Below are 11857 nucleotides of genomic sequence, written 5' to 3'. Positions count from 1 at the left end.
CGCCCTGATCATCAAAGGACCCTTGGCGGCTCGTTCCGGTCTCCGTCCCGAACGGGACTCCACGGACGTGGACATCTGGGTGGATCCCGCCCGCTTCGACGACTACCTCCGGGCACTGGAGCGCGCGGACTGGAGACCACGGCCGGACCCGGCGATCCCGCGGATCATCGCACTCCACTCGCTCACCTACCTCCACCCCGGTTGGCCCTGCGACATCGACGTGCACCACTCCTACCCAGGGTTCTTCGCGGATGTCCACGCGGTGTTCGACGCTCTCTGGGCCCGACGGCGCACCGAGGTGATCGGCGGTGTGGGCGTCGAGACGACGGATCGGGTCGGCGGAGCGCTCGTCGTGGCGCTGCACGCCCTGCGCGATCTCCAGGTCCCTCGGAACGCGGCCGAGTTCGGCTTCCTCGCTGACGCCGTTCGCGATCGGTTCACCGCGGCCGAGAAGGAGCAGCTGTGCGCGGTGAGTGCCGAGATGGGGGCGAACACGGCGCTCGCACCGTTGTTCACGGAGACCGGCCTGGTCCCTTTCGCGCAACCGGAGCTCCCGGCTCGCGCCGTGCTCGACCTGTACCTCTGGCGTGTTCGGACGAGGGGCGTGAACAACTCCACGACCGCCTGGCTCCTCGCCCTCTCCCAAGCACAGGCTCGTGAATGGCCGATGCTGCTACGCGAGGCCGTGTACCCGGCGAAGGAGTCGTTCCTCCGCAGCCACCCCGAGAGCACGTCGCAGCGGCTCCACCGAGCGCGGCTCGCTCGGCTCCGTCGCGGTCTTCTCGCGCTGCCGGCGGCCTCCGCCGCGATCGTCGCCCCGATGCTGCAGCGCTCAGCGCCGGGTCGTCGGACGCTGGCACTCGTCAGCCTCCTGCGACGACGCTCGGGCTGACCTCTCTGCGCCGCTCCGCGCCTTGCCGGATGCGGGAGTGCCGAGGACCGCTCAGCGCCGGCGGAGGAGCACGACGACTCCTTGAAGCTCGAGGCGGCTGGCACGCTGAGCGCACGCGATCGAGCCTGCTCCGAGCAGCCAGCACGCGAGGTACACGACCAGTCCCAGCCACCCGTCGATGTCCAGTCCGAAGAGCATGCACCCGCGGACCAGGAGGAAACCCGACCCGACGGCGGACACGATACGTGCCGAGGTGAGGAGGAGGGGGCGTGGGTCGATCCCGGTCCGCTTGACCGTGAGGAACGAACCCACCGCCCAGATGAGTGCGGTGCCCGCTGCGGATGCCGTCGCGACAGCGGCGGGGCCGTCCTCGATGAACACGATCATGCCCGCGATCATCACGAGGCGACCCGACAGCTCCGACACGAAGAGGAGGCCGGTCCTCGCGGTGGCGAGGAAGACCCAGTAGTAGACGTAGGAGAGCACCTGGAACGCTCCGCCTACAGCGAGGATCGGCAGGAGGTCGGCCGCAGCGGACCATCCGGGGCCGAGGACGACGCTCGTCACCTGCTCGGACATCGCGGCGAGCACGCTCAGGATCGAGAGAAGCGCCCAGAGGAGCGCCGCGTGAATCTTGGTGGCGACACGGGTCAGTTCTGCAGGCTCCGTGATTCGTGAGAGCAGAGGCAGCGCGATCCGCGTCAACGGCGATGCGAGCTGCTGCACGGGCAGCGAGACCAACTGGAAGGCTCTGTTGTAGAAGCCGAGGACGGTCGCCCCGAAGCGCTGACCGAGGAGGACGGAGTCGGCATTGGCACTGATGTAATTGACGACCTGCGTCAGGAACGTCGAGCCGCCGTAGGACAAGAGTGCGCGCATCGGCTCCGCTCTCGATGGTCTGCTCGGACGCCAGCGGGACCACGACACGACGAGGACGCCGGAGACGACCGCGAACACGATCTGCTGCAGGGCGAGCGCCCAGTACCCCGCTCCCGCCCATGCGCTCAGGACCGCGGTCGCGAACGCCGCGGCCTGCCCGAGAACGTCCGAGAGCGCGAGCGAGGTGAACCGGGTGCGGCGCGTGAGATCGGCGCGATGCTGAGTGGTGAACCCGGCGACGACGAACGAGCTGCCCAGCGCGATGGTGAGCAGGGTCAGTCGGGGGTCGTTGTAGAAGGAGGCGAGCAGCGGAGCGATCGGCACGAAGGCCAGTGCTGTGATCGTCCCGACTGCACCGTTCAGCCAGAACAGATTCGACCGCTGCCCCTGGGACAGCTGACGGGCCTGGATCGCGGCGAGGCTGAGACCGAAATCGCCGAGGACATTGGCGATCCCGATCACCGCGGTGGTCATGGCGATGAGCCCGAAGTCGGTCGGAGTCAGCAGCCGAGCGAGGACCACGAGGGACGCCAGCTGAAGGGCGTACTTCGTCCACTGCCCGGCGAGCGTCACCGCCGCGGCCCGTGCGCCGCCCGCGTCACGGCCCCGCTCCTCGTCTCCCTCATCTGCTCGCACGAGAATCGACGCTACGAGAGGCGACACGGGCGAGTAGCTGTGGCGCGTTCCGTCGGCGCATCAGGTACGCCGCCGTCGGATTTCGCAAGACTCTCACGACCATGATTACTGCGAGAAGAACCTGCGCGAGGGACCGCCCTTCCGCCCGCATCGAGGTACTCCAGTCGTTCGGCGAGCTCGATCCCGAGGGCGGGAACCCCTACCTCCATCAGCTCGTCAGCAGCCTGCCGCCGCTGATCCGGTGCTCGTTCTTCCGCTGGCGCACGGCGCTCTTCGGTTGCTACGACGTCTTCCATCTGCACTGGCCGGAGCACCTCCTGGTGGCGCAGGGGCCGAAAGGACTCGTCAAGTCGGCGCTCTTCGGCCTGCTCCTGATCCGCCTCGCAATCAGTCGTGTGCCCGTCATCCGCACGGTGCACAATCCGCAGCCGCACGAGGGCGTCGGCCTTCTGGACCGGTGGCTGCTGTCTCGGGCGGACCGCCTCACGTCCTACTCCATCGTGATGTCTCGGAGCTCGGTCGCTCCCCCGTCGAACCGGCGCCTCATCCCCCACGGTCACTACAGGGACTGGTACGGGCCCTCCGAAGCGCAGCAGCGCGTTCCGGGCAGACTGCTCTTCTTCGGGCTCATCCGGGAGTACAAGGGCATTCCCGAGCTCATCGCCGCTTTCGGCGAGACTGCGAATCCGTCGAGCACCCTCTCGATCGTCGGCCTGCCCTTCGACGCCGGCCTGGCGGCCAGAGTCGTCGAGCGGGCCGCGGCCGATCCCCGAGTCTCGGTCACACTCGGTCACGCCAGCGACGCGGCGCTCGCGCTGGCCATCAGAGAGGCCGAGCTCGTCGCGCTCCCCTACGCGCACATGCTCAACTCGGGCGCGCTGCTCCTCGCACTCTCCCTCGACAGGCCTGTCCTGGTGCCGAGGACCCCCGGAAACGAGGAGCTGTCGAACGAAGTGGGGAGCGGCTGGATCCTGATGTACGACGGTCCCCTCACTGCTGAAGCGCTCGGGGCCGCTCTGCAGGCGGCGGGCGCCGCACGAGGCGGGCGGCCCGACTTGAGCAGACGGGAGTGGCCGGAGCTCGGGCGGCAGCTCGCCGAGGTCTACCACGAGGCCGTTCGAAGTGGACGGCGGGACCGAGACGACGCCTGACCCTCTGTCTTCTCCGAGCTCGCTGAGACGGGTCTCCGAACCGGCGGGATCCTCTCGGTCCACCGCGACCAAAGGCAGCTCAGGAGTGCGATTCCGACCGTCGGCGGCACTTCGAGTGTTCCTCACCGGGGCAGCCCCTCGCCGGGGGCCACGCGAGAACGAGGTCGGCCGTCTGGGCAACTTCTCGGAAACCTGACCGGGGTACCGTGGACGGGTGCTCCAGTTCCCTCCCCTCGATTCGGCTCGCTCGTCGCGCCGCATCTCACCCTTCCCCCTCCTGCCGGGCCTCGGCATCGAGCAGGCGGCTGCTCGATGAAGGGGATCGTGCTGGCGGGCGGGTCGGGGTCGCGGTTGTGGCCGATCACCAAGGGCATCTCGAAGCAGTTGATGCCGATCTACGACAAGCCGATGATCTACTACCCGTTGTCGACGTTGATGATGGCCGGAATCGACGAGGTCCTGGTCATCACGACGCCCGAGTACAACAACCAGTTCCGCGCCCTTCTGGGGGACGGGTCGGATCTGGGGATGTCGATCTCGTACGCGGTGCAGGAGTCCCCGGACGGGCTCGCGCAGGCGTTCCTGATCGGTGAGGAGTTCATCGGCGGCGACTCCGTCGCCCTTGTTCTGGGAGACAACATCTTCCACGGCACTGCGCTCGGGACGGCTCTCGCCGCCAACACCGATATCGAAGGCGCAGTGATCTTCGCGTACCAGGTTGCGGATCCTCGCGCCTATGGAGTGGTGGAGTTCGACGGGGATTTCCGAGCGCTGTCGATCGAGGAGAAGCCCGCGACTCCGAAGAGCAACTACGCGGTGCCCGGGCTGTACTTCTACGACAACGACGTCGTCGCGATCGCGAAGACCATCCAGCCCTCCGCGCGCGGGGAGTTGGAGATCTCGACGATCAATGAGCACTACCTCGACGCGGGCCGCCTGAACGTGCAGGTCCTCGACCGAGGAACCGCATGGCTGGACACGGGAACCTTCGACTCGATGATCGAAGCCACGGAGTTCGTGCGGGTGATCGAGCAGCGCCAGGGATTCAAGATCGGCTGCATCGAGGAGATCGCCTGGCGCCAGGGCTGGATCGACGACACCCAACTCGCCGACCTCGCTGCACCACTCTTGAAAAGCGGCTACGGCGCCTACCTCCAGCGACTCCTCGAACTCCAATCCCTATCCCCCGTCCAGTGACACAGAGCAGCGGACACCTCCTGGACTAGCGTCGACAGGGAGCGAATCCGCGTCCCCTCCTTCTTTACCGTCTCCACTACGTGCAGGAGTACTCGTGCGCATCCTCGTCACCGGCGGCGCCGGCTTCATCGGCAGCAACTTCGTCCACCTCACCCTGAGTGAGCGTCCGGACGTCCAGATCACCGTGCTCGACAAGCTCACCTACGCCGGCAACCGCGACTCCCTCGCTCCTGTCGCCGACCGCATCACCCTCGTCGAGGGCGACATCATCGACGCCGAGCTCGTCGACCGGCTCGTCGCCGACTCCGACCTGGTCGTGCACTTCGCGGCGGAGTCGCACAACGACAACTCGCTGAACGACCCCAGCCCGTTCGTCGCGACCAATATCATCGGCACGTACACGCTGCTGCAGGCCGTCCGCAAGCACGACGTCCGCTACCACCACATCTCGACCGACGAGGTCTACGGCGACCTCGAGCTCGACGACCCAGCGAAGTTCACCGAGCAGACGCCGTACAACCCCTCGAGTCCCTACTCCTCGACCAAAGCCGGCAGCGACCTGCTCGTGCGCGCCTGGGTCCGCTCGTTCGGCGTGAAGGCGACGATCTCGAACTGCTCCAACAACTACGGGCCGTACCAGCACGTCGAGAAGTTCATCCCCCGCCAGATTACGAACATCATCGACGGCATCCGCCCGAAGCTCTACGGCGCCGGCGAGAACGTGCGCGACTGGATCCACGTCGACGACCACAACAGCGGCGTCTGGGCGATCATCGACCGCGGCGAGATCGGCGAGACCTACCTCATCGGTGCCGACGGGGAGAAGAACAACCTCGAGGTCGTCACGCTGATCCTCGACGAGTTCGGACTCGCCGAGAACGCCTTCGACCACGTCACGGACCGCCCCGGACACGACCTCCGCTACGCGATCGACTCGACGCGTCTGCGCACCGAGCTCGGTTGGGAGCCGCGCTACACCGACTTCGAGTCCGGGCTCGCGGCGACGGTGAAGTGGTACCGCGAGAACGAAGCCTGGTGGCGCCCGCAGAAGGCGGCGACCGAGGCGAAGTACGCGGCACAGGTCGAATCCGGATTCGACCGCGCGACCAGCAAGGAGGGAGCGATCCATTGAGCACGAGAGGACGGGGCTGGATGAAACTCGAGTCGACCGCCGTCGTCGAGGGAACCGATCGCATCATCGTCCTCGGGCTCGATCACCTCGACGCCTCCCCTCTCGTACTTGAGGGAACGGCCCTCGCAATATGGAGGGAGATCGACGGCAAGTCCGATACCGACGAGATCGTCGCGCGCTTGTCGCGCGACTTCGACGTCGCTGCTGAGCGGATCCGATCCGACGTCGCGGATTTCCTCGATCAGCTGGCCCTCGAGCGGCTCGTCATCGAGACGAGCGGTATCGTCGTGCCGTCCGAGCGGCGGATCGTATGAGGACCCCGGCTCTCCTCGACATGGTCAGTGCCACGCAGCTCGCTCATGCCCTCACAGCGCACGTCGCCAGAGACCTCGGAGTGCGCTCGATCAGCGTCAAGGGCCCGGTGCTCGCGGAACAGAAGCTGCGCTCGCCCAGGACCTCGACCGACGCCGACGTCCTGGTCGATCCTGATCGGGTTGAGGAACTGGTCGAAGCGCTCAAAAGAAGAGGCTGGGAGGAGCGGTTCGTCGCCGATGTACCACGCATCCTCGACAACCACGCGCGGACGCTCTCCCACTCTGACTGGCCCTGCGACATAGACGTTCACCACGGCTTCCTCGGCTTCCTCGCACCCGAACGCGAGGTGTTCGAGGCGCTGTGGGAGCGCCGTCGGACGATGCTGATCGCAGGCAGGCCCGTCACGTGCGCCGACCCTGTAGCGAATACCGCCATGCTCGCTCTGCACTGCCTGCGCGAGTTGCACGTCCCCCGCAATCGTGCCGAGCTCGAAGAGCTCGCGGTGGCCTGGTCGGGCGAACGCGGCGATCTCGACGTGGAAGACCTCCTCGGGCTCGCGGCGCGAACCGGATCGGTCGAAACCCTGAGCCCGTTCCTCTCCCGCATCGGCGTCGACTCCACGCTGTCGCCGTTCGACCGGGCCGGGTTCGCGGCATGGACCCTGCACACGGCCTCCGTCGAAGCGGGTCGTGCCGCGGCGTGGCTCGCAGCGATAGCGGACGCGCGTTGGCGAGAACGCCCCCGCCTGCTCGCGAAGGCGATCCTCCCTCCCGCGATCGAGTACAGGCTCGAGCATCCGGAGATCGGTCCGTCCCGCCTGGACTTCACCCGAGCCGTGCTCCAGCGCGGAGTGAACGGGATCCGAGCACTGCCTCTCGCCTCCGTCCAGATCGCGCAAGCGCGTCGACTGCAGATCACAGCGTCGTCCCAAAGACGCACTGACTCGGAGCCCGCGGAAGCAGCGCCTCGAAGATACGGGAACCGGACCACACCATCGAGCACCTCAGCGAAAGGCGAAGACCGAATGCCGAAGTCCGTCGCGATCATCGGAACCCGTGGGTACCCGAGCTACTACGGGGGCTTCGAGACGGCAGTCAGAAGGCTCGCTCCCTATCTGGCGGAACGCGGCTGGGACGTGACGGTCTACGGCAGGGACGGATCGACCAAAGACGACGACGCGGGGATCGATCGCCGCGTGACGACCCGAGTGACTCGAGGAGTCGAGTCGAAGTCGCTCAGCACGCTCACCTACGGGCTGACGGCATGCGTGGACGCCGTCCGGCGCAAGCCGGACGTCGCTCTCGTCATGAACGTGGCGAACGGTTTCTGGCTCCCGCTGCTCCGCGGCCGCGGCATCCCGACCGCAGTCAACGTCGACGGGATCGAATGGGACAGGGCGAAGTGGGGCCGACTCGCGAAGAACGTCTTCAAGAGCGGCGCTAAGGCGACCGCGCTGTTCGGCGACGAGTTGATCTACGACGCGGTCGAGATCGCTCGCCGATGGAAGCAGGACTTCAAGCGGGACGGGACGTTCATCCCCTATGGGGGCGACGACCCGGGCGTGCTCCCGCCGGTCGAGGGATTCCCTCACAGGGGGTACATCCTCGTCGTCGCGCGCTTCGTCCCGGAGAACACGATCGTCGAGTTCCTCAACGCGGCCGAGACCCTAGGGGACCGCTGGCCCGTCGTGATCGTCGGCTCCTCCGGCTATGGAGGCGAACTCGACGAGCACGCGCGTCGGCTCGCATCCGACAAAGAGAACGTGTCGTGGCTCGGGCACGTGAGTGATGACCGCAAGCTCTTCTCGCTCTGGCAGCACGCCGGCGCGTACTTCCACGGCCACAGCGTCGGCGGCACCAATCCGGCCCTCGTGCAGGCGATGTCGTGCGGCGCGCCGACGGTCGCCCGCGACACGGTCTACAACAGGGAAGTCCTGGAGGACACCGCCGTTTTCGCCCAGCCCGACGCCGACTCGATCATTCAGGCGATCACGGAGCTGATGGAGGACTCGGCTCGTCAGGAGCAGCTGAGCGCGGAAGCATACGAGAGGGGTCGCTCGCGTTACTCGTGGGAGGTCGTGTGCGCCGGCTACGAAGCGGTGCTGGACGCACAGATCGCCAAGCGGAAAGAGCGCGGAAGGTGAACGCCGGCCGGTCCACGTCCCGCCGATCGATCCGACTCGTCCCCGAGTTGCGCGCCGTGCACCTCGAACGGTACCCGCGGACGACTCCGGCGGTGATGTTGTACTTCGACGAGAACTACGATCTGGCCGGGGTGCCGGTCCCGCCGGAGATCCGCAAAGTCGGCCTGCGGTCCCTCGTCTCGGAATTCTGGTCGTCCGAGGCCGAAGTGCTCGAGATGCCCGAACCGCTCTGGGTCAGATTCCTGCCGACCGGGGCGGTGATCGCCGTCCTCTTCAAGGTCACAGGTGCGGTCCGCGGTCGTCGCAGGCTCATAAGCACGTACGCAATGGAGAACAATTCGCTGCCGCGGCTGATCGGAGGGCGGAGGCATGTGCCGGAGCCCGTCGTGCGCGTCTTCGCGGTCGGGCTCGGCCTCTACATGCGAGCGGTCATCGACCGACTCGCTTTCGCCAGCAGCGGTGCCGAGCGCCTCTACACGGCACTTCCTTTTGTGAGCGCCATCGACCACCGGACTATCGAAGAGCTGCCCTCAGCACTTGCCGATGACGACGACTCGGTCTCAGCCGGGTCCGCGCTGTTCGTCGGCGCGCTTGAACCACGGAAGGGCGTACGCGAGCTCCTCGCCTCGTGGGAGCAGGTGGAGCGGCACCACGAGCGGGTGAGGCTCTCGATCATCGGTCCCGGACCGCTGACGGAGGAGATCGAGGCCTGGGTCCTGCAGAGCCCCTCGACGCGCTGCTACCTCGGCCAGAGGCCGCGCACCGAGATCATCGACCGCCTCCGGAGGACTCAAGTGCTCATCGCGCCCTCCATTCCATACGGTCGGTGGCGAGAGCAGATCGGCCTTCCGATCAAGGAGGCGCTCTCCGTGGGAGTCACTGTGGTGACATCCCGTCAGACAGGCCTCGCCGACTGGCTCGAGCAGCACGGCCATGCAGTCGTGGATCTCACGGCGCACGACGCCGCGGTAGCGTCTCTGGCGAGCGCAGTTTCCGAGGCGCTCACCGCGCCGCTCGATCGAGCGAGAGTTCGAGCGAGTCTGCCTGACACAGAGGGACGCGTCGCCTCGGATATTTGGCTCCACAGGACGACCCGATGAGCCGCCCCGATTCGCGGAAGTCGCACCGCGTCGTCGTCGTGAATCCCCTCGGAGGCACGCTGCTCCACTACACGGAAGCGCTCAGGGAGCTCCTGGTGGCGACGGGGTGCGAGGCCGACATCATCTCGTTCGACGAGCCGTCTGCATCCGGCGCCTCGCGGCAAGCCTGGCTCGTCCAGTACCTCCGCGCGCTGTGGACGGCGGTGCGCAGGCTCGATCGAGGCGGCCGACTGATCGTCACCTGGCCGGTGCTCGGGTACTGGGATTTCCTCTTCCTCGCTGTCGCGAAGGTGGCGGGAGCACGTCCCACCGTCGTCTTGCACGACCCGGAACCGTTGGTACACGCGGTCGGATACTCCGCCGTGCCGCGTTGGCTCGCGCGCCTGACCTCACCCCGATCCGGCCTGATCGTGCACAGCCATGCAGCCCACTCGGTGATCGAGACGCAGTCGATGGGCGCGATGACGACGGTGCTGCCCCATCCGGTCCGCAACGCGGCCGGGAGAGGAGACGATGACCGACGTGGTCGGACCGTCCGCGTGCTCGGGCAATTCAAACCCGACAGGGACACCGCGCTGCTCGAGTCGATCGCTGCTCTCCGTAGCGGCGACGTCACGCTCGAGGTCTGGGGACGGGGATGGCCCGAGATCTCGGGATGGGATGTCCACGAGGGATTCGTGTCCGAACAGCGACTCGACGAGCTCGTCCGCACCGCCGGCGCTGTCCTCGTCCCTTACCGCCGCTTCTATCAGAGCGGCATCGCGATACGTGCGCTCGAGTGCCAGGTCCCGTTCGTGGGTCCCCGCGCCAGCAGCCTCGCCGATCTGTACGATGCGTCGTCGCCCTTGCTCGTCCCTGCGGAAGAGGTGACGGACGGGAGCGCGTGGTGGAGATCCATCCGCGCGGCCCGCGCAATGACCTCGTCCGATCTCGAGAGTGCAGCTCGCGAGGCCTCACGGCGAACCGTGCAGGCATGGCGGACGTGGCTGCTCCTCTCACCTCCGACCGACGAGAGAGGTCTCCAGTGACTCAGCTCATCCTCTGGATCGTCGTGTGCCTCACGGCGTCCGCGGTCCTCGCTTCACGTCTCCGCTTCCTCATCGCCCTGTCGATCGCGCTGCACGTTCTCCTTCCGACCATTGCGATCTCGGTGGTCGTCGGCAACCCGACGGGAGTCCCCGGCGTGCACCCGGGCGGCTGGCTAGCCCTCATCGGCGTGGGTGTGCAGTTCCTCCTCCACCTCGAGGAGTCGGTGAGCGTCGCGCTCCGGAACAAGCTCCTCATATCGGCCGGTCTCGTGATGACCGTTGCCGCAGTGCTGTTCACCGTCGACGCCTCGGGCGTGGGCGGACTGGGTCTGATCGTGAATCAGATCGTCGCTCCTTTCGCTCTCTTCGTCCTGATCCGGATCGAGCTCGGCAGGCGAGCGGCGTCAGGCACCTTCCTCGCGCGATCCGTGATCGTCTTCGGCGCAGTCGCCTCCGCTGTGGCACTGCTCGTCTGGCTTCGACTCATCCCCCAGCCGTTCGACGCCGAGCTCCGCGGTTACAGCTGGTACGGAGTCGAATTCGTGCGATCTCTCGGGACGCTGGACCACCCTCTGGCGCTCTCCCTCTTGATGACGCTCTGCATCGCCCTTCTCCCGAGCGTCCGATCCTCCGTCGCTCAGGTGTCCCTCGGCATTGCTTTCCTCGCCACGATCTTCCTCACCGAGTCGAGGACGGGACTTCTTCTCGGCGCCATCGGCCTCGTCGTCGTCATGGTCAGGAAAGGCGCGACCGTGGGAGCGCGCCTTGCGGCGCTCGGAGCGATGGCCGGCGCACTGCTGCTCTATCTGAACTCCACCCTCGCATCCGGCCTCGCCGAGAAGCTCGTCGACGACACGGGATCTGCGAATGCTCGAACCCTCGCGATCCAGGCCATTCTGGGTGACTGGACGGCCTACGCCGTCGTCGGTGCCGGTTCCGGCATCAGTTTCGATGTCGCCCGCTCCCTCGGCCTCAGAACGAGCTTCGAGAACCCCCTGCTGATGTACATGGTCGACTTCGGGTTGCTCGCGACCATCATCTACTTCGGAGCCATGGCGATGACCGCACTGCGCCGAGGCACACGGTCCACCCCGGGCGGACAGGCAGCTGGCATTCTCGTTTTCATCGCCGTGCAGACCTACAGCAGTGTGGGATCGAACACGAGCGCCGGGGCGCTCTTGTGGATAGCCGTCGGATTTGCTGCCCGCGACGCTCTGCGATCGGACAAGACTGACGAGATGGTCGTCTCGTCGCCGACACCGCGGCGTGGGGCCACCCGTCGATCCATCGATCAGCAGCGTCGGTCGCGCCAGCCTCCGACAGCGCCGACTCGGCTCGTCACGAAATCGGCGTGGGCGGGAAGGGCGCAGTGACCTCCTCCGCA

10 protein-coding genes are annotated in these 11857 nt (G+C 66.9%); 9 read left to right on the top strand and 1 reads right to left on the bottom strand.

The genetic code is table 11. The features are described 5' to 3' along the window. Window positions 1–79: 79 nt before the first annotated feature. Entirely contained in the window at window positions 80–892 is an 813-nt protein-coding gene (locus C1I63_RS19790) for a hypothetical protein (RefSeq protein ID WP_483407220.1), read from the top strand. A gap of 51 nt (window positions 893–943) precedes the next feature. On the opposite strand, the gene C1I63_RS11955 is transcribed toward C1I63_RS19790, so the two are convergent. Then, the gene (locus C1I63_RS11955) at window positions 944–2407 is read right to left on the bottom strand and encodes a lipopolysaccharide biosynthesis protein (RefSeq protein WP_170116378.1); all 1464 of its coding nucleotides are present in this window, start codon (window positions 2405–2407) and stop codon (window positions 944–946) included. A 101-nt stretch (window positions 2408–2508) separates the two neighbouring features. Here C1I63_RS11955 and C1I63_RS11950 point away from each other — a divergent pair, with 101 nt between their 5' ends. The 8 genes from C1I63_RS11950 to C1I63_RS11915 all read left to right on the top strand — a co-directional run bounded on the left by C1I63_RS11950 (window position 2509) and on the right by C1I63_RS11915 (window position 11846). Next, on the top strand, window positions 2509–3558 hold the full coding sequence (locus C1I63_RS11950) for a glycosyltransferase family protein (RefSeq protein ID WP_107574930.1): 1050 nt from the start codon (window positions 2509–2511) through the stop codon (window positions 3556–3558). A 312-nt stretch (window positions 3559–3870) separates the two neighbouring features. Then, window positions 3871–4755: a glucose-1-phosphate thymidylyltransferase RfbA gene (gene rfbA / locus C1I63_RS11945; protein ID WP_107574929.1), complete on the top strand. Its 885-nt coding sequence runs from the start codon at window positions 3871–3873 to the stop codon at window positions 4753–4755. A gap of 94 nt (window positions 4756–4849) precedes the next feature. Beyond that, window positions 4850–5887, top strand: coding sequence for a dTDP-glucose 4,6-dehydratase (gene rfbB / locus C1I63_RS11940; protein WP_107574928.1), 1038 nt, complete (start codon window positions 4850–4852; stop codon window positions 5885–5887). 20 nt (window positions 5888–5907) lie between these two features. Next, a complete protein-coding gene (locus C1I63_RS11935; protein ID WP_107574927.1) occupies window positions 5908–6201 on the top strand; it encodes a PqqD family protein in 294 nt (97 codons plus the stop codon). A gap of 80 nt (window positions 6202–6281) precedes the next feature. Continuing rightward, entirely contained in the window at window positions 6282–8345 is a 2064-nt protein-coding gene (locus tag C1I63_RS11930; RefSeq protein WP_211315617.1) for a glycosyltransferase, read from the top strand. A gap of 56 nt (window positions 8346–8401) precedes the next feature. Continuing rightward, window positions 8402–9445 carry a glycosyltransferase gene (locus tag C1I63_RS11925; protein WP_146168460.1) on the top strand — a complete coding sequence of 348 codons (1044 nt, stop codon included), beginning with the start codon at window positions 8402–8404 and terminating at the stop codon, window positions 9443–9445. After that, the gene (locus tag C1I63_RS11920; RefSeq protein ID WP_107574924.1) at window positions 9442–10473 is read left to right on the top strand and encodes a glycosyltransferase family protein; all 1032 of its coding nucleotides are present in this window, start codon (window positions 9442–9444) and stop codon (window positions 10471–10473) included. The genes C1I63_RS11925 and C1I63_RS11920 overlap by 4 nt, the downstream gene beginning before the upstream one ends. After that, on the top strand, window positions 10470–11846 hold the full coding sequence (locus C1I63_RS11915) for a hypothetical protein (protein ID WP_107574923.1): 1377 nt from the start codon (window positions 10470–10472) through the stop codon (window positions 11844–11846). Before C1I63_RS11920 ends, C1I63_RS11915 begins: the two co-directional genes overlap by 4 nt. Window positions 11847–11857: the final 11 nt, after the last annotated feature.

Source organism: Rathayibacter caricis DSM 15933, from assembly GCF_003044275.1.
In the GTDB taxonomy this organism is placed as follows: domain Bacteria; phylum Actinomycetota; class Actinomycetes; order Actinomycetales; family Microbacteriaceae; genus Rathayibacter; species Rathayibacter caricis.
Note: the sequence above shows the minus strand (reverse complement) of the source record. Positions and strands in the feature narration are given on the sequence as shown.

What these genes read in the sequence shown, in the direction of transcription:
- C1I63_RS11950 (WP_107574930.1), top strand. Translation starts at nt 2,509, where the DNA reads ATGATTACTGCGAGAAGAACCTGCGCGAGGGACCGCCCTTCCGCCCGC.
- rfbA (WP_107574929.1), top strand. Translation starts at nt 3,871, where the DNA reads ATGAAGGGGATCGTGCTGGCGGGCGGGTCGGGGTCGCGGTTGTGGCCG.
- C1I63_RS11935 (WP_107574927.1), top strand. Translation starts at nt 5,908, where the DNA reads ATGAAACTCGAGTCGACCGCCGTCGTCGAGGGAACCGATCGCATCATC.
- C1I63_RS11920 (WP_107574924.1), top strand. Translation starts at nt 9,442, where the DNA reads ATGAGCCGCCCCGATTCGCGGAAGTCGCACCGCGTCGTCGTCGTGAAT.